Annotated in this window: 20 protein-coding genes; 7 read left to right on the top strand and 13 right to left on the bottom strand. The window is 64.8% G+C overall.

Features of this window, described 5'->3' with window-relative positions; genetic code table 11:
- Window positions 1-24: 24 nt before the first annotated feature.
- On the bottom strand, window positions 25-1,086 hold the full coding sequence (locus AC1DVR_RS08875; protein ID WP_478000346.1) for an AbrB family transcriptional regulator: 1,062 nt from the start codon (window positions 1,084-1,086) through the stop codon (window positions 25-27).
- Between the two features lie 99 nt (window positions 1,087-1,185).
- The gene (locus tag AC1DVR_RS08870; RefSeq protein WP_478000192.1) at window positions 1,186-1,653 is read right to left on the bottom strand and encodes a hypothetical protein; all 468 of its coding nucleotides are present in this window, start codon (window positions 1,651-1,653) and stop codon (window positions 1,186-1,188) included.
- 145 nt (window positions 1,654-1,798) lie between these two features.
- Here AC1DVR_RS08870 and AC1DVR_RS08865 point away from each other — a divergent pair, with 145 nt between their 5' ends.
- Window positions 1,799-6,133, top strand: coding sequence for a M10 family metallopeptidase C-terminal domain-containing protein (locus AC1DVR_RS08865; RefSeq protein WP_478000191.1), 4,335 nt, complete (start codon window positions 1,799-1,801; stop codon window positions 6,131-6,133).
- Window positions 6,134-6,222: 89 nt separating this feature from the next.
- On the opposite strand, the gene AC1DVR_RS08860 is transcribed toward AC1DVR_RS08865, so the two are convergent.
- Window positions 6,223-7,548, bottom strand: a complete 1,326-nt coding sequence (locus AC1DVR_RS08860) for a calcium-binding protein (RefSeq protein ID WP_478000190.1) — start codon at window positions 7,546-7,548, stop codon at window positions 6,223-6,225.
- A 339-nt stretch (window positions 7,549-7,887) separates the two neighbouring features.
- Here AC1DVR_RS08860 and AC1DVR_RS08855 point away from each other — a divergent pair, with 339 nt between their 5' ends.
- The 5 genes from AC1DVR_RS08855 to AC1DVR_RS08835 are packed head-to-tail and all read left to right on the top strand — an operon-like array spanning window position 7,888 to window position 11,914.
- Window positions 7,888-9,006, top strand: a complete 1,119-nt coding sequence (locus AC1DVR_RS08855; RefSeq protein ID WP_478000189.1) for a sulfate ABC transporter substrate-binding protein — start codon at window positions 7,888-7,890, stop codon at window positions 9,004-9,006.
- 8 nt (window positions 9,007-9,014) lie between these two features.
- On the top strand, window positions 9,015-9,851 hold the full coding sequence (cysT, locus tag AC1DVR_RS08850; RefSeq protein ID WP_478000188.1) for a sulfate ABC transporter permease subunit CysT: 837 nt from the start codon (window positions 9,015-9,017) through the stop codon (window positions 9,849-9,851).
- Window positions 9,844-10,710 (top strand): sulfate ABC transporter permease subunit CysW, encoded by an 867-nt coding sequence (gene cysW / locus AC1DVR_RS08845; RefSeq protein ID WP_478000187.1) that lies wholly within the window; start codon window positions 9,844-9,846, stop codon window positions 10,708-10,710. The genes cysT and cysW overlap by 8 nt, the downstream gene beginning before the upstream one ends.
- Before the next feature lie 9 nt (window positions 10,711-10,719).
- Window positions 10,720-11,439: a sulfate/molybdate ABC transporter ATP-binding protein gene (locus tag AC1DVR_RS08840; RefSeq protein WP_478000186.1), complete on the top strand. Its 720-nt coding sequence runs from the start codon at window positions 10,720-10,722 to the stop codon at window positions 11,437-11,439.
- Between the two features lie 13 nt (window positions 11,440-11,452).
- Window positions 11,453-11,914: an Lrp/AsnC family transcriptional regulator gene (locus tag AC1DVR_RS08835; protein WP_478000185.1), complete on the top strand. Its 462-nt coding sequence runs from the start codon at window positions 11,453-11,455 to the stop codon at window positions 11,912-11,914.
- A gap of 45 nt (window positions 11,915-11,959) precedes the next feature.
- Here the strand turns inward: AC1DVR_RS08835 and AC1DVR_RS08830 are convergent, their stop codons facing one another.
- The 7 genes from AC1DVR_RS08830 to chvE form a co-directional block, all read right to left on the bottom strand.
- Window positions 11,960-13,468 (bottom strand): aldehyde dehydrogenase (NADP(+)), encoded by a 1,509-nt coding sequence (locus tag AC1DVR_RS08830; RefSeq protein ID WP_478000184.1) that lies wholly within the window; start codon window positions 13,466-13,468, stop codon window positions 11,960-11,962.
- Between the two features lie 75 nt (window positions 13,469-13,543).
- A complete protein-coding gene (locus AC1DVR_RS08825) occupies window positions 13,544-14,455 on the bottom strand; it encodes a Gfo/Idh/MocA family protein (protein ID WP_478000183.1) in 912 nt (303 codons plus the stop codon).
- On the bottom strand, window positions 14,455-16,197 hold the full coding sequence (gene araD / locus AC1DVR_RS08820) for an L-arabinonate dehydratase (protein WP_478000182.1): 1,743 nt from the start codon (window positions 16,195-16,197) through the stop codon (window positions 14,455-14,457). Before araD ends, AC1DVR_RS08825 begins: the two co-directional genes overlap by 1 nt.
- A 7-nt stretch (window positions 16,198-16,204) precedes the next feature.
- Window positions 16,205-17,194 carry an AraD1 family protein gene (gene araD1, locus AC1DVR_RS08815; protein WP_478000181.1) on the bottom strand — a complete coding sequence of 330 codons (990 nt, stop codon included), beginning with the start codon at window positions 17,192-17,194 and terminating at the stop codon, window positions 16,205-16,207.
- Window positions 17,195-17,202: 8 nt separating this feature from the next.
- Window positions 17,203-18,390 carry a multiple monosaccharide ABC transporter permease gene (gene mmsB, locus AC1DVR_RS08810; RefSeq protein ID WP_478000180.1) on the bottom strand — a complete coding sequence of 396 codons (1,188 nt, stop codon included), beginning with the start codon at window positions 18,388-18,390 and terminating at the stop codon, window positions 17,203-17,205.
- Window positions 18,387-19,940, bottom strand: coding sequence for a multiple monosaccharide ABC transporter ATP-binding protein (gene mmsA, locus AC1DVR_RS08805; RefSeq protein WP_478000179.1), 1,554 nt, complete (start codon window positions 19,938-19,940; stop codon window positions 18,387-18,389). The genes mmsB and mmsA overlap by 4 nt, the downstream gene beginning before the upstream one ends.
- A 90-nt stretch (window positions 19,941-20,030) precedes the next feature.
- On the bottom strand, window positions 20,031-21,041 hold the full coding sequence (gene chvE / locus AC1DVR_RS08800; RefSeq protein WP_478000345.1) for a multiple monosaccharide ABC transporter substrate-binding protein: 1,011 nt from the start codon (window positions 21,039-21,041) through the stop codon (window positions 20,031-20,033).
- Between the two features lie 210 nt (window positions 21,042-21,251).
- Here chvE and AC1DVR_RS08795 point away from each other — a divergent pair, with 210 nt between their 5' ends.
- A complete protein-coding gene (locus AC1DVR_RS08795) occupies window positions 21,252-22,196 on the top strand; it encodes a LysR substrate-binding domain-containing protein (RefSeq protein ID WP_478000178.1) in 945 nt (314 codons plus the stop codon).
- Here the strand turns inward: AC1DVR_RS08795 and AC1DVR_RS08790 are convergent.
- The 3 genes from AC1DVR_RS08790 to AC1DVR_RS08780 form a co-directional block, all read right to left on the bottom strand.
- Window positions 22,193-23,272, bottom strand: a complete 1,080-nt coding sequence (locus AC1DVR_RS08790) for an NAD(P)/FAD-dependent oxidoreductase (RefSeq protein WP_478000177.1) — start codon at window positions 23,270-23,272, stop codon at window positions 22,193-22,195. The genes AC1DVR_RS08795 and AC1DVR_RS08790 overlap by 4 nt on opposite strands.
- Before the next feature lie 274 nt (window positions 23,273-23,546).
- The gene (locus tag AC1DVR_RS08785) at window positions 23,547-24,626 is read right to left on the bottom strand and encodes a BMP family ABC transporter substrate-binding protein (protein WP_478000176.1); all 1,080 of its coding nucleotides are present in this window, start codon (window positions 24,624-24,626) and stop codon (window positions 23,547-23,549) included.
- Window positions 24,627-24,649: 23 nt separating this feature from the next.
- Window positions 24,650-25,597: an ABC transporter permease gene (locus AC1DVR_RS08780; protein ID WP_478000175.1), complete on the bottom strand. Its 948-nt coding sequence runs from the start codon at window positions 25,595-25,597 to the stop codon at window positions 24,650-24,652.
- Between the last annotated feature and the right edge of the window lies 1 nt (window position 25,598).

Genomic DNA, 25,598 nt, shown 5'->3' with positions numbered 1-25,598 from the left:
GCCGCCCTCGGGCCCCGTCGCCGCTCAGGCCCGGGCCGTCTTGCCGCCCGACAAGAACCGCGCCATGGCGGGGCCGATGAACAGGATCAGCAGGAATCGCGCCATCTGCATCGCCATGACGAAGGGCACATCCACCGGGGCCGAGGCCGCGATGATGGCAACGGAATCGGCGCCGCCGGGGCTGGTGGCCAGATAGGCGGTCAAAGGGTCGATGCCGGCAAAATGCGCGAGGATCCAGGCCGCCACCCCGCAGCTTGCCAGCAGCACCAGGATCGAGGCGAAGACCCGGGGAAAGATCCGCGCCACATGGCTCAGGATCGCGGGCGTGAAGCGCAGGCCGATCGCCCAGCCGATCGCGGCATAGGCCAGCGCCAGCAGCCAGGGCGGCAGGGTGACCTGCACCAGCCCGAGGTGGATCAGCGCCATGCCGCCCAGCATCGGCATGAGAAAGCTGCCGCCCGGCACCCGCAGCCAAAGGCCGCCATAGGCCAGCGCCGCAGCCAGGGCGCAGGTCAGGGCCAGCGAGGCGAGGGGCACCGGCGGAAACCAGACGACGCCGGGACCGGTGCCGGGGGCCACGCCAAAGGCGCGGGCCACCAGAGCCGCCGCGAGGGCGACACAGGCCACGCGCAGATACTGCATGAAGGCGACAAGCCGGATATCGGCGCCATAATCCTGTGAAATCAGTGTCATGACCGAGGCCGCCCCGGGGGCCGAACCCCAGATCGCCGTCGTCCCCGGCAAAAGTCCCGACCGTGCCATCCCCCAGCCCAGCAGCCCCGACATCACCAGCGTCGACAGCGTGCCCGCCACCACGATAGGCCATTTCAGCGCCACTTCCGCCAGAAGCGAGCTTGGCAGGATCGTGGCGATCATCAGCCCGACCACCCCCTGCGACAGGGTCATGGCCGCGCCGGGCAGGGGCACGCCCCGACCGCGCAGCGCCAGAAGGATCGCGGCCCCCATCGGCCCGAGCAACAGCGCCGCCGGCAGGTGCAGGGCCTCGAACCCAGCCGTCAGGGCGCCCGACAGCACCACCAGAAGGCCCCAGCGCAAGGCCATATCGCGCCGGATCGAGGGAGGCATCGTGGTCAATTCGGTCACCCGTTTACCGCTTTGAGCGGCCTAACAGGTCCTTGTCGCCAGCGAAAGCCAGACCGGTGCAAACGGCCCGCGCCGGCGTCCTCAGCGAAAGAAGGGCACCTGGCGGGCGAGGGGCGTCGCCCCGTATTGCGCGAGGAACGCCTGCCACGCGGCGGCGCTGCCCGCGCGGCGCGCGGCGTCGAAGGCCGCCACCGCCGGAGCCTCTGCGCCAGCAGCGGCACGGATCGCGGCCGGCGGGTCGGGATCGGGGCGATTGCGCAGATAGCTGCGCGCGTCTTCGGCAAAGGCATCGTCGGGGTGATGCCACAGAAACATGATCAGCGCGGCACTGCTGTTGGCCGCCAGGGCCTGATCCAGCACCGGGCTGCGCACCCGCTGGCCGGGCGGCCCCTTCTGGTCAATCGGCATCGGTTGCACATCCTTGGGTTGCAAAACACCCTGCTGCGTTGCGGTGTCGCCCGAGCCGAGGGCAGGCCCCGCGCCCCCAGCGGCACAGGCCAGCAAGGCCGTCATCAGGGGCAGGGTGACCATCACACAGAGCCGGCGCATCGGGGGGACCTTTCCATCTGTGCAAGCATTTTACGCGAAATTGTTCAAATTGTTGCGAGAATCAGCTCATTCGTATAAGTTTATTGCGGGGTGGGGGGCTCTATTTTTGAGCAACCAATTGATTTTCATAAGGAGTGTTTCCATCATGGCACATGACGGCGCGTCACGCTTCGATCAATTTTCGGTGTTGACGGACGACCAAGGCGCGAATTTTTCGCGCGGTGATACAGACAGCGGCGCAGATTCGGATCTTGCCGGGCCCCCGGCGGCCGCTGGCGGTTTCGGCCATCCGGGGGCTTTGTCCCTGTCGGAGGACGGCGGCTCGGAAGGGCAGGGCGGCGGCCTTGGCGGGCTGGCCGGGGACGACAATCTGGGGCTGAGCGGCAGCGGCCTTGATGCCGGGCTGACCGAGGTGGTCGCGGCGACGCAATCGCTGTCGGCGGGCACGGCCTCCTGGCTGGTGCCGCATGACATCTCGATTTCCAGCGCGATGGCGGGGACGGCGCTGCAGGGATGCGCTTGCCCGATGTGTGTGGGAGGTTCCGCCAGCGGCACCTCGAATCTTTCGGCGGGGGCCGATGGCCTCGGGGCACCGGGGCCGGCCGGCTCGCTTCAGACCCTGGCGGATTATCTGCGCGTGGGCTTCTGGAGCGATTTCAGCGGCACCGGCTCGCGCTGGTTCAACGTGACCAATTCGGGCACCGGCGCCAACAACGGCACGCTTTATTACAACGTGACGGGGTGGACCGGGTCGCTGACCACGGTCTATGGCACCGAATCCGACAGCAACGGCATCACCGCAGCCCGGGCCGAGATGGTGCGGGCGGCCTTCGCGCTCTACCACGCGGTGCTGGGCATCAACTTTGTCGAGACGACCTCGACCGGCGATGAGGTGGACTTCTTCTTCAAGGATTCCACCTCGGGTCAGGCTTACGAGGCTGAAAAGCTGATGTCGGGCACTGGCGGCGCGATGGATTACTCGGTGATCAACGTCGCCGCGGCCTGGTCGGGCTCCAGTTCCAACATCGGCGGCACCAACGGCTATACCTTCCAGACTTTCCTGCACGAGATCGGCCATGCGCTGGGCCTGGGCCACCAGGGGCTTTACAACGCCGGTTCGGGCAGCCCGACCTATTCCAATTCGGCGCAATGGGCGAATGACAGCTGGCAACAGACGATGATGTCCTATTGGGACCAGTCGGCCAATACCGAGAAATCGACCGATTCCTATGCCCAGCTCGTCTCGCCGATGGCGGTGGACTGGATCGCCCTGAACGCGCTTTACGCGGGCCAGGGCTACGGGACGAGCAATGCCTTCACCGGCAACACGGTCTACGGCGTTGGCACCAATATTTCGGCGGCGACCAGTGCGGCTTTCAACGGGCTCGCCACCTTTGCAGCGACCAATGCCTTCACCCTGGTGGATGGCAGCGGCATCGACACGGTGGACTTCTCGAACTATGCGGCCGACCAGTTCATCAACCTGCAGTTCTCGTCCGCCAGTGCGACCCATGCCACGCTGTCCAGCGTCGGCGGCCTGACGGACAACATGTCGATCGCGGTCGGCACGGTGATCGAAAACGCCACCACCGGCGCCGGCAATGACACGCTTTACGGCAACAGCGTCGCCAACGTGCTGACCGGCAATGGCGGCCAGGACTATATCTTTGCCTATGAGGGCAACGACGCCATCTACGGCGGCACCGGCAATGACACGCTCTTTGGCTATACCGGCGACGACACGATCAACGATGGCTCCGGCAGCGATCAGGTCTATGGCGGCGACGGCAATGATCTGCTGCTGGTCGGCGACAGCTCCTTTTCCGGCGACAGTTTCGACGGCGGCGCGGGCACCGACACGCTCAGCTACGAGCTGCATGACTGGGGTACCGTTGCGGGCGTCGTCTTCGACTTCAACACCCATACCGCCAGCTACAACGGCTTCAGCGAAAGCTTCACCAGCATCGAGATCTTCAAGGGCAGCCAGGGCGACGAGACGATCATCTCGGACGGCGGCAGCGAGATCTTCTACGGCCTCGACGGCAATGACAGCATGGTCTCGGGCATCGGCGGCGAAACGATGTATGGCGGCAACGGCACCGACGTCATCGACCACCGCGCCTTCAACGGCACTTACACCTTCAACATGGCCACCGGCCTGACGAACTTCTTCAACGAGCTCTATCAGGGCTTCGAGATCGTCTATATGGGCAACGGCACCAACACCGTCACCGGCACCTCTGGCGCCGAGACGATCTATGGCGGCACCGGGATCGACGTGATCGACGACGGCGCCGGCGGCGACAGCGTTTACGGCGGCGACGGCAACGACGTCTTCAACGCCGGTGATTCCAGCTTCGGTTCGGGCGATGCCTGGTTCGGCGGCAATGGCACCGACACGCTGAGCTTTGCGGCCTACAGCTGGGGCACGCCCTTCACCCCGGTCGTCTTCAACTTCCTCGACGGCACGGCGAGCTACAACGGCTTTGTCGAGACTTTCGCCAGCATCGAGATCTTCCAGGGCAGCCAGGGCGATGACACCATCATCTCCAACGGCGGCAGCCAGACCTATTACGGCAACGACGGCAACGACAGCATGGTTTCGGGCATCGGCAACGAGACGATGTACGGCGGCAACGGCACCGACATCATCGACCACCGGGCCTGGAACGGCGATTACACCTTCGACATGGGCACCGGCCTGACCAACTTCCCGGAGCTCTATCAGGGCTTCGAGATCGTCTACATGGGCAATGGCACCAATACGGTGACCGGCACCTCGGGCAACGAGACGATCTATGGCGGAACCGGCGTTGACATCATCAACGACGGCGCGGGTGGCGACAGCGTCTATGGCGGCGACGGCAACGACGTCTTCAACGCCGGCGATTCCAGCTTCGGTTCGGGCGACGCCTGGTTTGGCGGCAACGGCACCGACACGCTGAGCTTTGCGGCCTACAGCTGGGGCACGCCCTTTAGCCCGGTGGTCTTCAACTTCCTTGACGGCACGGCCAGCTACAACGGCTTTGTCGAGAGCTTTGCCAGCATCGAGATCTTCCAGGGCAGCCAGGGCGACGACACGATCATTTCCAACGGCGGCAGCCAGACCTATTACGGCAATGACGGCAATGACAGCATGGTCTCCGGCCTTGGCAACGAGACGATGTATGGCGGCAATGGCACCGATGTGATCGACCACCGCGCCTGGGACGGCGACTACACCTTCAACATGGTCACCGGCCTGACGAACTTTGTGGGCGAGCTCTATCAGGGTTACGAGATCGTCTACATGGGCGACGGCAATGATCTGGTGACCGGCACCGCCAGCGACGACGTCATTTATGGCGGGCTCGGCAATGACACGATCAACGCGGGCCTCTCGGGCACGGGCGATCAGGTCTATGGCGGCGACGGGAACGACCGGATCGTGGCGCGGCTCGGCACCTCGACGCTGGATGGCGGCGCGGGCATCGACACGCTGGATACGGCCGCCTTCTCGACCGGGCTTTTGCTCGACATGAACACCGGGGCGACCAATGTGGCCGGGCAGTCCTTTGTCGGCTTTGAAGTGGCCGTGATGGGCAAAGGCAACGATACCGTCTCCGGCTCGTCCAACGCGGACACGATCTATGGCGGGCTCGGCGCCGACAGCATCTCTGGCGGCGGTGGCCGGGATGCGCTTTATGGCGGTGCCGGCGCCGACCTGTTCCACTATGTCTTCGGCGAGGGCTATGACGACATTTACGGCGGCGCCGGGGTCGACAGCGTGGTGCTGGACAGCTTCTTCGGCGACAGCCATGTCATCGACCTCGGGCTTGGAACCTGGGTGGTGGACGGCATCTTCAGCGCCGATATGCAGGGCATCGAACAGGTGACCACCGGCGACGGGGCCGATTCCGTGACCGGGGGTGCCGTCAACAACCTGATCAACCTGGGCATCGGCAATGACACGGCCAATGGCCTTGCCGGCAATGACGTAATCAACGGCGACGCTGGCAACGACCTGTTGCAGGGCGGGGCGGGCAATGACGTGCTGCATGGCGGCACCGACAATGACAATTTGATCGGCAATGCCGGCGACGACACGCTGACCGGCGATGACGGCAATGACACGGTGCAGGGCTCGGACGGCAACGACATGCTGCTGGGCAACTTCGGTAACGATTTCATGCTCGGCGGCATCGGCAACGACACGCTGAGCGGTGGCAATGGCAATGACACGATGGATGGCGGTGACGGCGACGACACCTTCATCTTCCTTGGCGCCTTCGGCACCGACCGGATCACCCATTTTGCCACCGCCGGAACCGCGGAGGTGATCAACTTTGCCGGGGTCGCCGCGCTGACCAGCTTTGCCGATCTGGTGGCCAATCACCTGTCGATGGTGGCGGGCAATGCGGTGATCACTTCGGGCGCCAATACGCTGACGCTGGTCGGCATCCAGGCGGCTGACCTGCTGGCCGATGACTTCGTGTTCTAGGCCCTCGGACGGCGCCTGACTGGCGCTTTCCCGAAAGAACGAACCCCCGGCCCCTTGCAGGGCCGGGGGTTTTCTAATGTCGGTTCGCCTTAAAGCAAAACGTCCTGCGCGCTCAACTGCGCAAGGGTCATGCCCGACAGAGTGATGCTGCCACCGTGAAAGGCGCTGAGGTCGATGAGCAGCCCGCCGGTCACGTCCGAGGCATGCGACACCAGCGTTGACAGATCGGCGATGCCAAAGGCCCGCAGGTTCAGCTTGTCGGCATTATCGGCAAAGTCGGTGATCAGGTCATTGCCGTTGCCGAACGCGAAGAAGAAGGTGTCGGGGTTGCCGCCGCCGGTCATCGTGTCATCGCCGCTGCCGCCGTTCAGCGCATCGGCCCCGGCACCGCCGACAAGCGTGTCATTGCCAAGCCCGCCGCGCAGGGTATCCGCGCCATCGCCGCCGGTCAGAAGGTCATCGCCCGCATCGCCCAGCAGAAGGTCGTTGCCCGCATCCCCCTGCAGGCTGTCGTCGTCGTCACCGCCCGACAGGATGTCATTGCCGAGGTCGCCGAGCAGCGTGTCGCTGCCCGCCCCGCCCAGCAGCCGGTCCTCGTCGCCGCCGCCATTCAGCGTGTCCTCGCCCAGACCGCCGCGCAAGACGTCCAGCCCCAGCCCGCCCAGCATGCTGTCATCCCCGCTGTTGCCCAGCAGAAGGTCATTGCCCAAACCGCCATCCAGCGTCTCGTTCGCCGCGCCGCCGATCAGCTGGTCATTGCCGGCATCGCCGTTGACCTGCCCCTGCGTGCCAAGGGCGCCGCGGAAGATGTCGTCGCCCGAACCCAGCAGGACAGATCCGTTGATCGTGCCGTGGTTGGTCACCCGGTCGAAGCCGGAGCCCCCCTGGATCGCCGTGAAGAAGGCAGAGATCAGCCCTGTATTGGTGACCGTGCAGTTGACGCTGCCCACGCAGAGGATTGCCGTCTGTGCCCCGAGGACCGTGCCGGAGTTCATCACCCCGAGAAGGCCGTCGGTCATCGAGATGGCCGCCCCGTTGGGCGACTCGATGGTGCCGGTGTTGAAGATTTCCGCACTGCCACCGGTCAGCTTGATCGCATCGAGCCGGCCATAGATCTCGCCGTTGTTGGTGATGTTGCCAAAGAAAGAGCCGGCGTTGACGATGGCGGCGGACCGCGCGCTGGTCACGCTCCCCGTGCTGGTGACAAGGATGTCAGGAATGCCCGCCACGCTGATCGCCGCAATGTTCGAGTTGCGCGCCAGGATCGCACCTTCGACGATCACGACCCCGTCGTCCATCGTCAGCGGGGTCTCGGTGTCGGGTGACAGGGTGCTGCCTTGGGCCAGGTAGCCCGTCTCGCCGTTGCCGAGAGTCCGGGCGAGTGTGGAAAAGCCGGTCAGGTTGAAGGAGGTCATCGGATCTATCCTTTTGGCTGGACGTGCAAACGATTGGGCAGTGCAAATGCCGATCAGCCTAGCAAGCTGCCATCAGGACGCAAAGAAATTCCCCAGCCTTGATTGACCTTTTCCGCGCCGATCGGCCCTGCCCAAGGCGCGGCGCCGCGGGCGCCGAATCGTGGAGGGGCACGCCGTGCTCTGGTGCGGAGGAACGCTCATTTCTTGGGCGAGACCTCGTACAGAATCCCATTCCATAAATACGATGGATTTAGACGTGAATTTTTTCTTGCAAATCACTACAAAGACTGTCGTGATATGCGTGTAAGGCGAAGCAACGCCGGAGTTCAGGAGAAGATCATGTTCAGGACCATCACCATCGCCGGGACCATCACCGCCCAGGGCACCCAGGTGCGCGAGCACAATGACGGACGGGTGACGATTTCGACCGGCGTGCAGCAATTCACCGGCTTCCCGGTCCGCCGCATGGTCAAGGGCGCTTTGGCGGCCTTCGTGCTGGGCCTCGCCTTCCTTGGCGGCCAACCGCAGGCGGCCAGCGCGCAATCGCTCCTGAACGTCAGCTACGACCCGACCCGCGAGCTTTACACCGACCTCGACAAGGCTTTCAGCGACTACTGGGTCGCGCAGGGCAACCCCGCGCCCGAGATCAAGGCCTCGCATGGCGGTTCGGGCGCCCAGGCCCGTGCGGTGATCGAAGGCTTGGATGCCCAGGTCGTGACCCTGGCGCTGGCCGCCGATATCGACAAGATCGCCGGCACCGGCAAACTGCCGAAGGATTGGCAGAGCAAGCTGCCGCACAACTCCTCGCCCTATACCTCGACCATCGTCTTCCTCGTCCGCCACGGTAACCCCAAGGGCATCAAGGACTGGCCCGATCTGGTCAAGGACGGCGTCGAGGTCATCACGCCCAACCCCAAGACCTCGGGCGGGGCGCGCTGGAACTACCTCGCCGCCTGGGCCTATGCCGAAAAGGCGGGAATCGACCCCAAGGAGTTCGTGAAATCGATCTATTCCCACGTTCCGGTTCTGGACAAGGGCGCGCGCGACAGCACCACGACCTTCACCCAGCGCGAGATCGGCGACGTGCTGCTCGCCTGGGAGAACGAGGCCTATCTCGCGCAAAAGGAGCTTGGCGCCGATCAGTATGACATCGTGGTGCCCTCGGTTTCCGTTCTGGCCGAACCGCCGGTGGCCCTGGTCGAAGGCAATATCCATGACGATGCGCAAAAGAAGCTGGCCGAGGCCTATCTGAACTTCCTTTACACGCCGGAAGCCCAGGCCATCATCTTCAAGGACTTCTACCGCGGCTGGGACACGTCCAAGGCCGATCCGGCCGATGTGGCGCGCTTCCCCAAACTGGATCTGGTCGACATCAGCCATTTCGGCGGCTGGGCCAAGGTCCAGAAAGAGCAGTTCGCCGACGGCGGCATCTTCGACCAGATCTATACCGCGAACTGAGGCGCCAGATGGGACAGCCAATCGTCCAGCGCTCGCCTATCCCCGGTCTCGGCCTTTCGGCCGGGATCACCCTGACCATGCTGTCGCTGGTCGTCCTTTTGCCGATCGCGGCCCTGCTGATCAAGGGCCTGTCCGCCGGCCTGCCGCAGCTGATCGCCACCGTGAACACGCCGCGGACCTGGGCCGCGCTCTACCTCAGCTTCCGCCTGTCGCTGTTCGCCGCCCTGTTCAATCTGGTCTTCGGGGTGCTTCTGGCCTGGGTCCTGACGCGCTACCGCTTTCCGGGCCGCAAGATCCTTGATGCGGCGGTTGATCTACCCTTTGCCCTGCCCACCGCCGTGGCGGGCATTGCCCTGACCGCGCTTTACGCCCCGAACGGTGCCTTCGGCCATATCGCCAAGGACCTCGGCTTCAAGATCGCCTATACGCAATGGGGCATCCTGATCGCGCTGATCTTCGTCGGCCTGCCCTTCGTGACCCGCACCGTGCAGCCGGTGGTGGAAGAGATCGAGCGCGAGGTCGAAGAAGCCTCCGCCACCCTCGGCGCTTCCCGCGCCTATACGCTGCGCCGGGTGATCCTGCCGATGCTGGCCCCCGCCGCGCTGACCGGCTTTGCCCTGTCCTTGGCCCGGGCGGTCGGCGAATACGGCTCGGTCATCTTCATCGCGGGCAACATCCCGATGAAGACCGAAATCGCCCCCCTGCTGATCGTGATCAAGCTGGAGGAATACAACGACGCCGGCGCCGCCGCGATCGGCATCGCCATGCTGCTGATCTCCTTCGGCATGCTGTTCATCATCAACCTGGTCCAGGTCTGGAGCCGTCGGAGGATTGGTCATGTCTGACATCACAACGGCAAAAGCCTTCCGGTCGGTCACGACCGAGGTGCCCTGGGTGCGCTATACCCTGATCCTTCTGGCGGTGGCCTTCCTCGCCCTTCTGGTCTTTGCCCCCCTGATCACCGTCTTTGCCGAGGCGCTGAAGACGGGCCTTGGTGCGGCGCTGGAGAGCCTCGCCAACCCCGAGGCGACGGATGCGATCAAGCTGACCCTGCTGGTCGCGGTCTTTGCCGTGCCCTTGAACGCGATCTTCGGGGTGGCTGCGGCTTGGCTGATCACCAAGTTCCACTTCCGCGGTAAGGCGATCCTGATCACGCTGATCGACATTCCCTTTTCCGTCAGCCCGGTGGTGGCGGGCCTCTGCATCGTCTTGACCTTCGGCGCCAATTCCTGGGTCGGCGGCTGGCTGGTCGGCCATGGCATGCCGGTGGTTTTCGCGGTGCCGGGGATCATCATGGCCTCGATGTTCGTGACCTTCCCCTTTGTCGCGCGCGAGCTGATCCCAGTGATGATCGAACAGGGCAAGGCCGAGGAAGAGGCCGCGCTGACCCTCGGCGCCTCGGGCTGGAAGGTCTTTTTCACCGTGACCCTGCCCAATATCCGCTGGGCGCTGCTCTATGGCGTGCTTCTGTGCAACGCCCGCGCGATGGGCGAGTTCGGCGCGGTGGCCGTGGTCTCCGGCAAGATCCGCGGCCTGACCGCCACCATGCCGATCACGATCGAGATGATGTACAACGAATATGCCTCGGTCGCGGCCTTTACCCTTGCCGCCGTGCTGGCCCTGCTGGCCCTCGTCACCCTCGCGCTCAAAACCCTGCTGGAATGGCGCTATGCCGATCAGCTTGCCCTGACCCACCGTCATTAGGAGCCTGTCATGCAAATCGAAATCGACGAGATCTCGAAGGAATTCGGCACCACCGCGGCCCTGACGCCGGTGTCCTTGTCCTTGCCCTCGGGCGCGCTGGTGGCGCTTCTCGGGCCTTCGGGTTCGGGCAAGACCACCCTGCTGCGCATCCTTGGGGGCTTGGAGTTTCCGACCTCGGGCCGGGTGCTGTTTGACGGGGCCGATGCGACGGCCCTGACGGTGCAGGAGCGCCGGGCGGGCTTCGTGTTCCAGAGTTATGCCCTCTTCCGCCACATGACGGTGTTTGAGAACATCGCCTACGGCTTGCGCGCGCGCCCCCGCGCCAGCCGCCCGCCGGAGGCTGAAATCTCGCGCCGGGTGACCAAGCTCTTGGAGCTGATCCAGCTGCCGCAGATCGGTTCGCGCTATCCGACCCAGCTGTCGGGCGGCCAGCGCCAGCGCGTGGCTTTGGCGCGGGCGCTGGCGATCGAACCCCGGATGCTGCTGCTCGACGAACCCTTCGGCGCGCTGGATGCCAAGGTGCGCAAGGAACTCCGCCAGGGCCTGCGCGACATCCACGACACCACGGGTCTCACCACGATCTTTGTCACGCATGATCAGGACGAGGCGATGGAGCTCGCCGATCTGGTCGTGGTCATGTCGATGGGCCGGATCGAGCAGATCGGCCGCCCGCAGGACATCCGCGCCCGGCCCGCGACCGAATTCGTGCGCGATTTCCTTGCTGCGTGAAGGGGAATATCCGATGGACCAGATCGACCGACGTATCCTGACCGAGTTGCAGCGCGACGCGACGCTGCCGATCGTGGAGCTGGCGCAGAGGGTGGGGCTTTCCGCCTCGCCCTGCTGGAAGCGGGTTCAGAAGCTGGAAAAGGCCGGGGTGATCACGGGGCGCGTGGCGCAGGTCGATCATGGCAAGGTCGGGCTCGGGCTGACCGTTCTGGTCGAAATATCGGCCACCGAACATTCCGCCGAATGGCGCGACCGTTTCCTTGGCGCGGTGCAGCAATCGCCCGAGGTGATGGAGGTTCTGCGGCTCGGCGGTGACGCCGACTATCTGCTCCGCGTCACCGTGGCCGATACGCAAGGCTATGACGCCTTCTATCGCCGCCTGACCTCGGCTGTGGCGCTAAGGGCGGTGAGTTCGAAGTTCGTGATGGAAGTCGTCCACACCAAGCGCAGCCTGCCGCTGCTGGACGTGGCGTAAGATGGGCAGCATTGCCCATCCTACCGTTGAATGGCGCGCCTCGGATCAGGCGCGCAGGTCTGCCGGGAGCAGGGCGTCGGGCAGGTTCTGATATGCCACCGGGCGCAGCCAGCGCCGGATCGCCATGGTGCCGACCGAAGTTGCGCCGAAGTTGGTCGAGGCGGGGTAGGGCCCGCCATGGACCTGCGCATCCACCACTTCCACGCCGGTCGGGAAGCCGTTGGCGAGGATGCGGCCCGCCTTGCGTTCCAGGATCGGCATCAGGGACTGGGCGATGGCCGTATCGGCCTCGTCCAGGAAGAGGGTGCAGGTCAGCTGGCCTTCAAGGCCCTGCGCGACCTCCTTCAGACCCGCCACATCCTTGACGCGGATGATCAGGCCGAGCGGGCCGAAGACTTCTTGCGACAGCGTGTGGTTGCCGACGAAATCCCCCGCCTTCACTTCGAAGATGTCGGGCGAGGCCTTGCGGTCGGCACTCTCGGTCGCCAGCACTTTCTTCACCCCGGCCTGAGCGGCGATCCGGTCGCGACCGGCGCGGTAGGCGGCAGCGATGCCATCGGTCAGCATGGTCTGCGGGCCGATCTGGGAGGCCGCGACCTTGGCGGTCTCGATGAAGACCTCGGCTTCGGGGCTGTCGATCATCACGGTGATGCCGGGATTGGTGCAGAACTGGCCCGCGCCCATGGTGAGCGAGCCGGCCCAGCCGCGGGCGATTTCCTCACCGCGCGCTTCGATGGCGGCGGGCAGGATGAACATCGGGTTGACCGAGCCGAGCTCGCCAAAGAAGGGGATCGGCTCGGGGCGCTGGGCGCAAAGGTCAAAGAGGGCGCGGCCGCCGAAGAGGCTGCCGGTGAAGCCCACGGCCTTGATCAGCGGGTGCTGGACCAGCGCCTCGCCGATGTCACGGCCCGGGCCTTGCACCATCGAGAAGACGCCCGGGTGCAGACCCAGCGCCTTGATCGCGGCGTCGATGGCTTGCGCCACGATCTCGCCGGTGCCGGGGTGGGCCGGGTGGCCCTTGACGACGACGGGGCAACCGGCAGCCAGCGCCGAGGCGGTGTCGCCGCCGGCGGTCGAGAAGGCGAGCGGGAAGTTCGAGGCGCCGAAGACCGCGACCGGGCCGATCGGGCGCTGCACCATCTTGATATCGGGGCGCGGCGCGGGCTTGCGGTCGGGCAGGGCGGCATCATGGCGGCGGTCGAGATACTCGCCCTTGCGGATATGGCTCGCGAAAAGGCGCAGCTGGCCGGTGGTCCGCCCGCGTTCGCCTTCCAGCCGTGCCGCGGGCAACCCGCTTTCGGCCATGGCAATCGCGGTCAGTTCGGCGCCGCGCGCTTCGATCTCCTCGGCGATCTTTTCCAGAAAGACGGCCCGCGCCTCGCGGCTGAGGGCCGAGAAGCTGGGGAAGGCGGCCTCGGCGCCCTTGACGGCGGCATCGACGTCAGCCGGGGTTCCGGTGGAGAAGCTTTGCGGCTCGCCCGTGGCGGGGAAGGATTGGAAGGTGGCAGGGCTTGCAACCCAGGTGCCAGCAATCAGGTGCTTTCCGGTCAGCATTTTGGTCTCCTTGATCCGGCGGCCGGGGGTTTCGCACCCCCGGACCCCCGTGGGATATTTGGGTCTGAATGAAGGTCAGAGGAAGAAGGCGGGGACAGTTTCTCTGCGCCCCAGCGTCATTGCGTCGGCGACATGGGTCATGGGGGCGAGGTCGACCTCGGACTGGCCCCGGCTGATCAGGTCGGCCATCCGGGCGTAAAGTGCCGGGTATTCGCCCATGATCGAGTTCTCACCCGCCGCTTCGATGCCGTCGATTTCCAGCCGGTTGCCGCCCATCCTGAGGGCGAGCGTGCCCTGGGTGGTTTCAATGTCGAAGTCCCAGGTCTGCGGGCCTTCCTGACGCCAGTCGAAATCGGCGGTGACATTTCCCGAGAAGGTCAGGGCCGCGGCGATGGCGGTCTGGCAGTTTTCCGGGAAGGTCAGCGTGGCTTCGGTCAGGTGGACCGGCTTGGGCAGAATCTCGGTCATGATCGACAGGGCGTTGATGCCTGGATCGAAGACGCCCATGCCGCCGGGTTCAAAGACCCAGTTCTGGCCGGGATGCCAGCGCCGGACATCCTCACGCCAGGTGATGTGGCATTTGGTGATGGTCTTGTCGGCAAGCCAGACCTTGGCTGGAGCCACCGCATAGGCCATCCGGCTGTGCCAGGTGGTGTAAAGCGTCAGGCCCTTGGCCTTGGCCAAAGCCTCCAGCGCATGCACCTCGGCCAGGGTGGCCCCCGGCGGTTTTTCCAGCATCACATGGCGGCCGGCCAGCAGCGCCGCCTCGGCATAGGCAAAGCGCGGCACCGGCGGCACGCAGAGCGAGACTACCGACACATCGGGGCGCGCCGTGAGGAATTCGGCGAAATCGGTGAAGGCTTCGACACCTTCGACCGAACCCTTGCGGCTGATCGTCGCCGCAAGCTCCCAATCCGGGGAATTGGTGATGGCCGGGACATGCTGGTCCACGGCGATCTTGCCCACGCCGACGAGTGCGACCTTCATCAGTGCGAATCCTTGCCAACCGGGTTGCCACGGCAGCCCTTGAGGAAGTCGAGGTCGGCCCCGGTATCGGCGCCCTGCACATGGCGGTGGTGCAGCAGGGCATAGCCCGACTCCGGCGGCACGATCCGGCTTTGCCACTTGGCCAGACGCGCGGCCAGCTCCTCGTCGGAGATGTCGAGGTGCAGTCGGCGGTTCGGCACGTCGAGCTCGATCATGTCGCCGTTCTGGACGACAGCCAGGGGGCCACCGGCGGCGGCTTCGGGCGAGGTGTGCAGGACCACGGTGCCAAAGGCCGTGCCCGACATGCGGGCATCCGAGATGCGGACCATGTCGGTGATGCCCTTGCGCAGGATCTTCGGCGGCAGGCCCATGTTGCCGACCTCGGCCATGCCCGGGTAGCCTTTCGGGCCGCAATTCTTCAGGACCATGACGCAGGTCTCGTCAATGTCCAAAGCCTCGTCGATGATCTTGGCCTTGTAGTCGTCGATATCCTCGAACACCACGGCGCGGCCGCGGTGGGTCATCAGGGCAGGTGTGGCGGCCGAGGGCTTCAGAACGGCGCCCTTGGGGGCCAGGTTGCCCTTGACCACGACCACGCCGCCCGATTGGGTCAGCGCCTTTTCGGCCGGCAGGATGACGTCTTCGTTGTGGTTGGTCACGTCCTTGACCTGATCCCAGGCGGTCTGGCCCGAGACGGTCAGCGCATCCTTGTGGAGAAGGCCCGCTTCGCCCAGCCGTTTGATGACGACGGGCAGGCCGCCGGCATAGAAGAACTCTTCCATCAGATACTTGCCCGAGGGCATCAGGTTCACGATCGTCGGCACATCGCGGCCGCAGCGGTCCCAGTCTTCCAGCGTCAGGTCAATGCCAACCCGTCCGGCGATGGCCAGCAGGTGGATGACGGCATTGGTGGAACCGCCGATGGCCGCATTGGTGCGGATCGCGTTCTCGAAGGCTTCTTTCTTCAGGATGTCGGAGGGCTTCAGATCGTCCTTGACCATCTGCACGATCCGCCGCCCGGTCAACTGCGCCATCACCCGGCGCCGGCTGTCAACGGCGGGGATTGCGGCATTGCCCGAGAGGGCCATGCCCAGGGCTTCCGCCATCGAGGCCATAGTGGAGGCCGTGCCCATCGTGTTGCACGAGCCGGGCGAGCGGCTCATCGAGGCTTCGGCCTCGACAAACTCTTCCTTGGTCATCGTCCCGGCCTTCACAGCCTCGGAGAATTTCCACAGGTGCGTGCCCGAGCCGACCCGTTCGTTCTTGTAATAGCCGTTCAGCATCGGCCCGCCGGTGACGACGATCGAGGGCAGGTCGGTAGAAGCCGCCGCCATCAGAAGCGAGGGCGTGGTCTTGTCGCAGCCGACCAAGAGCACGCAGCCGTCCATCGGCTGGCCGCGCATCTGTTCTTCCACCGCCATGGCGGCGAGGTTGCGGAACATCATCGCGGTCGGGCGGAAGGCGCTTTCCGAGGTGGAAAACACCGGCACTTCGACCGGGAAGCCACCGGCCTCGTAAATCCCGTTCTTGACGCGTTGGGCCAAGTCATTCAGGTGCGCGTTGCAGGGCGTCAGTTCCGACCAGGTGTTCAGGATGCCGATCACCGGGCGCCCGTCGAACAGGTCCGGCGGGAAGCCCTGATTTTTCATCCAGCCCCGGTGATAGATATTGTCCTTCGAGGTCCCGCCAAACCAGGTTTGCGAGCGGAGTTTGCGGGGCCAGGCGGCGGGTTTGAAGGTCATTTCATCCTCACAGAGGTTTCACTGTGGTCGTGCCCGGTTGGGCAGGCGCGAAGGTCAGGGGGTTGGTCAGCGACAGACCGAACTCGGCGACTTCGATCTCGAAGACATCGCCGGCTTGGGTCTTGATGCCATCGGCAAAGGACAGGGTTGCGGTGCCGAAGAAGTGGACATGCAGATCGCCGGGCTGACGGAAGAGGTCGTATTTGAAGTGGTGGTGTTCGAGGTTGGCGAAAGTATGCGACATGTTCGCCTCGCCCGACAGGAAGGGCTTCTCCCAGATCACCTTGCCATCGCGGCGGATCCGGCTGGCGCCGCGGATGTCGGCGGGCAACTCGCCCACCAGGATCTCGGGGCCATAAGACGCCTCGCGCAGCTTGGAATGGGCGAGCCAGAGGTAGTTGACCCGCTCGGTCACATGGTCGGAGAATTCGTTGCCAAGCGCCCAGCCGATCCGGTGGACCGTGCCATCGGGGCCGACGATATAGATGCCGGCCAGTTCGGGCTCTTCGCCGCCATCCTCGGCAAAGCCGGGGGCGGTCAGGGGGGCGCCGGGGGCCACGGCGGCACTGCCGTTGCCCTTGTAGAACCACTCGGGCTGGGCGCCGACGGAGCCTGCGGCGGGGCGGCCACCCTCCAGACCCATGCGGAACATCTTCATGCTGTCGGTCAGGGTCTCGGCCCCGTCCAGTTTCGCATGCATCGCATCGCGGGCGGAAGCCGAGCCAAGGTGCGTGAGCCCGGTGCCGGTCAGATGCAGATGCGCGGCATCCGGGTGGGTGACGGGCAGCAGGAGCCGGCCTTCCGCGGCGGCGGCGGCCAGATCGACCTCCTTGCCCAGACCCTTGGCCTTCACTTCGGCGGCCAGATCATGGCCGGCGGCAATCGCCGACAGGGCCAGATCATAGACCGAGGTCGCCCCCTTGACGGCCCGGGCCACTGATCCCTCGCGGGCAACCACAACCAGACCGCTGGCGGTTTGAATTTGAGACAGATGCATGGCAGACCTTACTTGGATTTGTTGTAAACGTCGAAGATCACGGCGATCAGCAAGACCAACCCCTTGATCATCATCTGGTATTCAATGCCCACGCCGAGGATCGACATGCCCATGTTCATGACACCCATGATCAGCGCACCGACCACGACGCCCACGATCTTGCCCGAACCGCCCGTCATCGACGCGCCGCCGATGAAGACCGAGGCGATGGCGTCCAGCTCGAACCCGGTGCCCGCCTTCGGCGTGGCCGAGTTCAGACGCGCCGTCACCACCATGCCGGCCAAGGCCGCCAGAACGCCCATGTTGACGAAGCAGAAGAACACCAGACGGTCGGTGCGGATGCCGGACAGTTTCGCGGCCTTCTCGTTGCCGCCCAGGGCATAGATGCGGCGACCGGGCGTCGTGTTCTCGGTGAAGAAGGCGTAAAGGATCGTCAGAATGACGAGGATGACCATGACATCCGGCAAGCCGCGGAAATAGGCCAGCTGCCAGCCGACAAAGGCCACCCCGGCCGAGATGATCACGCTGCGGCCGATGAAGAAGCCCATCGGTTCCGGCTCGGTGCCGAATTCCATGTCGCGCGCCCGGGCCCGGAAGCCGGCCCAGAAGGTCGCCATGATCGCGACCAGGATGGCGGCCAGCGCCAGCCCGTTGGGTTTGCCGATGCCGAAGATATCGGGCACGAAGCCGTTGGCCATCGCCTGGAAAGCCGGAGGGAAGGGGCCGATGTTCTGCCCGCTCAGAAGCCACATCGTGGCGCCGCGGAACACCATCATGCCGGCCAGGGTCACGATGAAAGACGGGATGCGCCAATAGGCCACCCAATAGCCCTGCATGGCGCCGATCAGACCGCCGACCACCAGGGTCGCCGGGATCACCACGTAAAAGGGCAGGCCAAGGTTGATCGTCATCCAGGCCGAGGCCGCCCCGGTGAAGGCCGCAACCGAGCCGACCGACAGGTCGATATGGCCCGAGACGATGACCAGAAGCATCCCCAGCGCCAGAATGATCACATGGCCGTTCTGCAGGAAGATGTTGGTGATGTTGGCCGAGTTCAGGAAATCCTTCCCGTCCATCTTCAGCATGACGGTGAAGAACACCACGATGGCGACCAGCGCCAGCAGCATGCCGTTCTCGCGCAGGTGGCCGCCCAGAATGGCGCCCGTGCCCTTGCCCTCTTTTGTTGCAGCCATCATGCCACCATTCCCCCGCTTTGCGCTTCGCTCTCGCCATGGCCCTTCAGGATCAGGCTCATGATCTTTTCCTGGTTGGCTTCCTCGCGGGACAATTCGCCCACAAGCTCGCCCTCGGACATCACGTAGATCCGGTCGCACATGCCCAGAAGCTCGGGCATTTCCGACGAGATCATCACCACGCCGCGCCCCTGCGCGGCCAGTTCGTTCATGATGCCGTAAATTTCAAACTTGGCCCCCACGTCGATGCCGCGTGTCGGCTCGTCGAGGATCAGCACCTGCGGATCGGCGAACAGCCATTTCGACAGCACGACCTTCTGCTGGTTGCCGCCCGACAGGTTCACCACCTTCTGGTTCACATCCGGAGTGCGGATCGCCAGCGCCTTGCGGTAATCCTCGGCCACCTTCTGCTCGCGCGGGTGGTTCAGGATGCCGTTCTTCGAGATGCCGAAGAGGTTGGCCAGGCTGATGTTGCGCAGGATCGGCTCTTCCAGGATCAGGCCCAGCGTCTTGCGGTCTTCCGTCACATAGGCCAGCCCGGCCTTGATCGCCTTCGAGACGGTCGAAGTATCGGCGACCTTGCCGCCGATCGTGACTTGGCCCGAGATGTTGCGGCCATAACTGCGCCCGAAGATCGACATGGCAAGCTCGGTCCGGCCCGAGCCCATCAGGCCCGCGATGCCCACGATCTCGCCCTTGCGGACGGTGAAGTTCGCCTTCTTGATCATCTGGCGCTGCAGCTGCTCGGGATGCCAGACTGACCAGTCCTTGACCTCCATCAGCGTGTCGCCGATCTTCGGCGTGCGTTCGGGATAGCGGTGCGCCATGTCGCGGCCCACCATGTCGCGGATGATCCGCGCTTCGGAGATGTCGTCGGCATTCAGCGTCGAGACGGTCGCCCCGTCGCGGATCACCGTGATGCTGTCGGCCACGCGCGAGATCTCGTTCAGCTTGTGGCTGATGATGATCTGGGTAACCCCTTGATTTTGCAGTTCCAGCATCAGGTCGAGCAGCTTCTGGCTGTCGTTTTCCTGCAAGGCGGCGGTGGGTTCGTCCAGGATCAGAAGCCGCACATCCTTGGCCAGGGCCTTGGCGATCTCGATCAACTGTTGCTTGCCCACACCCAGCTTTTCAATCTTGGTGCCCGGCGGTTCGTCAAGGCCGACCTTCTTCAGAAGCGCCTCGGTCTTCTGGAAGGCGAGGGGCCAGTTGATCACGCCATTGGTCGCGATCTCGTTGCCCAGAAACAGGTTTTCGGCAATCGACAGAAGCGGCACCAGCGCCAGCTCCTGGTGGATGATGATGATGCCCTTCTCCTCGCTGTCGCGGATCGAACGGTTCTCCAGCAATTTGCCGTCGTAAAAGATTTCACCGCCATAGGAGCCCACGGGATAGACCCCGGACAGCACCTTCATCAGCGTTGATTTGCCCGCGCCGTTCTCGCCGCAGATCGCGTGGATCTCGCCGGCCTTGACGGTCAGATTGACGTGATCCAGGGCGCGCACGCCGGGGAAAACCTTGCTGATCCCGCGCATTTCGAGAAGTGTCGACATTCATTCCCCCGCATGAGGCCCCGATGAAGGGCAACATGGCCGCCGCCCGAAACAGGGCTGCGGCCATGATCCGTCTTTCAGTCTAGCAGATTACTTCAGCTGGTCAGCGGTATAATAACCCGAACCGACGAGGACGGCCTCGTAGTTCGACTTGTCAACCGGAACCGGCTTCAGAAGGTAGGACGGCACGACCTTGACGCCGTTGTCATAGGTCTTGGTGTCGTTGACTTCCGGGGTGCCGCCCGACAGGACGGTGTCAACCATGGCCACGGTGACCTTGGCCAGTTCGCGGGTGTCCTTGAAGATCGAGGAATACTGCTCGCCCGCGATGATCGACTTGATCGACGGGATTTCGCAGTCCTGACCGGTGACGATCGGCATCTTCAGATCGCCCGAGCCGTAGCCCACGCCCTTGACCGACGACAGGATGCCGATCGACAGGCCGTCGTAGGGCGACAGCGCCGCATGCAGCTTCTTGTCGCCGTAGTTGGAGGACAACAGGTTGTCCATCCGGGCTTGCGCAACCGAACCGTCCCAACGCAGCGTGCCGCAGACCTTCATGTCCATCTGACCCGACGGCACGGCGATCTCGCCGGCGTCGATCATCGGCTTCAGGACCGACATGGCGCCGTCGAAGAAGAAGAAGGCGTTGTTGTCGTCCGGCGAACCGCCGAACAGTTCGACGTTCCACGGCTTCACGTCCGGGAAACGCTCTTTCAGGCCGTTGACCAGCGAGGTCGCCTGCAGCACGCCAACCTGGAAGTTGTCGAAGGTGGTGTAGTAGTCAACGTCGCCCGACTGACGGATCAGACGGTCATAGGCCACGACCTTGATCCCGGCGGCTTTGGCGTTGGCCAGCGCGTTCGACAGGGTGGTGCCGTCGATCGCGGCGATGATCAGGGCTTTGACGCCCGAGGTGATCATGTTCTCGATCTGGCTCAGCTGGGTCGGGATATCGTCTTCGGCATATTGCAGGTCCGCGTCGTAACCGGCGGCCTTGAATTGAGCGACCATCGATTCGCCGTCATGGATCCAGCGGGTCGAGGATTTCGTCGGCATCGCGATACCGATCGTGCCCTTGCTGGCGCCGAAAGCCGGCATGCCAATGATCGTCGTGGCCGAAGTCGCGCCAACCAGCGCCAGAAGCGCACGTCTAGAAATATTCATGAGTAGTCCTCCCAGGCCGCAACCCTCTTGCGGCGAAAACCTTACGAAACGGCGGTTTTTCCGTCGTCTTCGTCTGGCGACAGTTGCAACGCCACAGTATATCAGTCAAATGATGTTTTAGAATGAAAACATGGCGAATTGGTTATGTCGCAAGTCCATCGCTCGGATTCTCTGCTGCGCAAGGGGCTGAAGTTCAGCCACCTGCGGCTTTTGGCGGCGCTGGCGGAATCCGAACAGCTGACCCGGGCGGCCAGCCTGATCGGCATCTCGCAACCCGCCGCCTCGCGCCTCGTGGCCGAGATCGAGGGCATCATCGGCGCCGCCGTCCATGAACGCACCGGCCGCGGGGTTGGCCTGACGGCGATGGGCCGGGCCCTGGCCCTGCGGGCGCAGCGCGTCCGGCTGGAGCTCGACGATGCCGCCCGCGACCTGGCCGAGATCGCGATGGGCGGGGTCGGCCATGTCCGCATCGGCGCCGTGACCGGCCCGGCGCTCGACCGCGTGCTGCCCGCCCTGCAGGATGAGGCCTTCCATCACCCCAACGTCACGGTGGAGGTTGTGGTCTCGCCCTCCGATGTGCTTTGCGACCAGCTGCTGGCCGGGCGTCTGGATTTCGCCGTCGGCCGCCTGCCGGAAGGCCCGCGGACCGAGGCGCTGACCTTCGTGCCGATCGACGTGGAGCCGGTGGCCCTGATGGTGCGGCGCGACCATCCTCTGCTCGCGCAGAACACCGTCCTGCAGGCGAGCGAGACCCTGGCCTATGAATGGGTGATGCCCGGCCCGGAATCGCTCCTGACCCGCAGCGTGCAGGCGCGGCTGCACAGTCTCGGCCTGCCCAAGCCGACCCAGCGGCTCTGGACCGCCTCGTTCCTCCTGACGCTCGCCATGCTGCACAAGTCCGACGGCATCGCCGCGATGTCGCGCGCCTCGGCCGCGCAGTTCGCCACGGGCGAGGGCGCGGCCTTCGCGCTTCTGCCCATCGACCTTGGCATCGAGGTCGAACCCTTCGGCCTGATCACAAGGGAGAAGGTCTCGCTGACCGCCGCCTCGCAGCGCCTGGCCGACCTGATCCTGAAAGTGCCGGACTAGCGCGCGAAACGGTCCGGGGAAAGCTGGGCCACAAGGCCCGCCTCCAGCTCCGGTGTCCGCCCCAGCACCAGATCGGCGACAAGCTGGCTGGCGGCGGGCGAGGTCTGAAAGCCGTAACCGCCTTGCCCCGCCAGCCAGATGAAGGACGGCTCCACCACGTCCGGCCCGATCACCAGCACCCGGTCCGGGGCAAAGGTCCTGAGGCCCGCCCAGGAGCTGAGAAGCCGTGTGACAGGCTCCGTCACCATCTCCTCATAGCGCGCCAGACCCTCGGCCAGCACCATGTCATCGGCCCAGGCGTCATGCGGGTCCATTGGATGCTCCTCGGCGGGCGAGACGATCAGCGCCCCGGCGTCGGGCTTGGCATACCAGCTTTCGCCGCAGCCGAAGATCATCGGCCAGTTCGAGACGTCATGCCCCCCCGGCGCCGGAATCCGCGCCATCGAGCGGCGGTTGGGCTGAAAGCCCAAGGGCGCCATCCCGGCCAGCTTCGCCACCTCATCGACCCAGGCCCCTGCCGCGTTGATGAGCAGCCGTGCCGTAGTCTCCTGCCCGCCCGCCGTCACCCGCCAGCCGCCCGCGATCTTGGCAATCGCGGTGACCTTGGCCCCGGTGCGGATCTCCGCGCCATGCGACCGCGCGGTGCGGGCAAAGCCCTGCAGCAACAGGTCGGTGTCAATGTCCCAGGCATGGTCGGCCAGCGCCGCAAAAGCCACCCGCTCGGGGTTCAGGATCGGCACCAGCGCTCTGGCCTCGGCCACCGAAATCGCGGCAACGCCCAGATCCGCAATTTCGCGAGCGAAGTCCTCGGCCTGATCGGCCCGGCCCAGCACCATCAACCCGCGCGGCGCCAGAACCCCCGGCAGGCCGCGCAGGTAATCGCCCGAGGCCATCGACAGGCCCACCACCGGCGCCAGCCCATAGCGCGGCTCATAAAGCGCTGCCGAACGCCCCGAGGCATGATGCGCCAGCGCCGCCTCGGCCTCCAGCAGCACGACCTTGCCCGCGGGCGCCAGCCGCGCCGCTGCCGAAACCCCGGCAATGCCGCCGCCGATGATCAGGAATTCCGCGTCCATGTTGATCCCCATTTTCGCCAAGTCCTTCCACGCTTTGCCCGCGGACACAAGCGGGGGGCGGTGGCAGGGAAGATGGGCAGATTGCCCATCCTACCGCCCGACCGGTCGCCCCCCGATCCGGCGCCCCCCCCGTTGCGCTTTGCCCAAATACTCCCGCCGGAGGCGCAGGCCGCCCAAAGGCGCCGCCCTGTCCGGTAGGATGGGCAATATGCCCATCTTCCCAAACCAAAAAGGCCCGCACGGGGCGGGCCTTTCGGGCTATTCTCGAACCGTCTTACGAGGCGCTTTCGACGCCCTTGACGAACCAGTCGATCACCGCAAGGTCGGCCAGCGCCATCACCTCGCCCTCCTTCACGCGCAGCTTGCCGTCTTGGTCGTAGATCGGGCCGGTGAAGATGTCGTAGGTCCCGGCCTTGTAGCCCGCCTGCACGTCGTCGGCGAGCTTCGCCACATCGGCCGGCACATCCTTGGAATAGGGCGCGATGACCACGGTGCCTTCCTTGAAGCCATCCCAGGTGTCGGCCGATTTCCACGACCCGTCGAGGATCGCCTTGGCGCGCTCGACGTAATAGGGGCCCCAGATGTCCTCGATCGCGGTCAGATGGGCGTTCGGCGCGAAGGAGGACATGTCCGCCCCCTGACCAAAGCCATGCAGGCCCTTCTGCTCCAGAATCTGCAGCGGGCCGGGGCTGTCGGTGTGGGTGGTGACGATGTCACAGCCCAGGTTGATCAGCGTCTCGGTCGCGGCGGCTTCCTTCGGCGGGTCGAACCAGCTGTCGATCATGACAAGCTTCACGGTCGCCTTCGGGTTCTGCTTTTGCGCCGCCAGGCAGAAGGAGTTCACGCCCAAGACCACTTCCGGCACCTTGTAGGAGCCGAGGTAGCCCAGCACGCCATCCTTCGACAGCTTGCCCGCGATGGTGCCCAGAACCGCCCGGCCCTCGTGGAATTTCGAGTTGTAGGTCGCCACATTGTCGGCCCGCTTGTAGCCGGTGCAATGTTCGAACTTCACATCCGGGAACTCGCCCGCGACCTGCAGGGTCTGGTCCATGTAGCCGAAAGAGGTGGTGAAGATCAGCTTGCAGCCCTGCTGGGCGAGGTCACGCATCACCGGGATCGCCGAGGCGTCTTCGGCGACATTCTCGACATAGATCGTCTCGACCTGATCGCCCAGCTCGCTTTCGACCTGCTCGCGGCCCTTGTTATGCGCCCAGGTCCAGCCGTAGTCGCCGATCGGCCCGAGGAAGACGAAGCCGATCTTCACCTTGTCGGCGGCCAGCGCGGGCTTGGCGAGGGTGGAAAGGGCGGCAACGCCGGCCCCTTTCATCAGCGTGCGCCGAGAGATTTTGGTCATCAGACTCTCCTGTTGGTTTCTTATTAGGATGATGGAAGGAACGGTTTGCCAAGGCAAGCGGGCGCATTGGCCCCCGCCGTGCCGCGAGACGAGATGAAAGACAGGGCAACCACGGTCATGGCATAGGGCATAGCGGCCCAGAACTGACTGGGCAAGAACGAGAATCCTGCGGCTTTGGCGTAAAGCTCCAAGGCCATCAGGATGCCGAAGAAATAGGCGCCTGCCAAGAGCCGCCCGGTGCGCCAGCCGGCAAAGACCACCAGCGCCAGCGCGATCCAGCCGCGCCCGGCCGTCATCTTCTCGGCCCACATCGGGGTAATCACCATGCTGAAATAGCAGCCGCCGATCCCCGCCATGGCGCCGCCGAAGGCGATGGCGGCATAGCGCACCCGGATCACCGAATAGCCGATGGAATGGGCCGAAAGGTCGTTTTCCCCCACCGCGCGCAGGATCAGCCCGGCGCGGGTGGATTTGAGGAACCAGGCCGTCAGCGGCACCATGATCAGGGCGAAATAGACGATGGGTGAATAGCCGAAGAACAGCTGCCAGACCGGGTCTTTCGCCAGGCTCGCCGGAAAGATCGACAGGAAGGGCACCACGATCCGCCCGGTGAAGCTCAAGCCCAGAAGCGAGGAAAGGCCTGTGCCAAAGATCGTCAGCGCCAGCCCGGTCGCGACCTGGTTTGAGTTTAGCTGCAAGACCAGCACCGCAAACAGCATGCTCGCCAGCGCCCCGCCTGCGGCAGCGCCCAGGACCCCCATCCACGGGTTGAAGGTCATCACCGTCACCGCAAAGCCGGAAATGGCGCCCACCAGCATCATCCCCTCGACCCCGAGGTTGAGGACGCCGGATTTCTCCACCACCAGTTCCCCCAATCCCGCCAGCAGGATCGGCGTGGTCAGGCCGACCACGGTGATGATGGCCGGAATGCCGTAAGTTACGAAGAATGCGAGGATTTCGCCAAAGGACATC

The organism is Rhodobacter sp. P2_H5 (assembly GCF_056403335.1).
The sequence above is the reverse complement of the archived record's forward strand: the minus strand, read 5'-3'. Positions and strand labels throughout refer to the sequence as shown.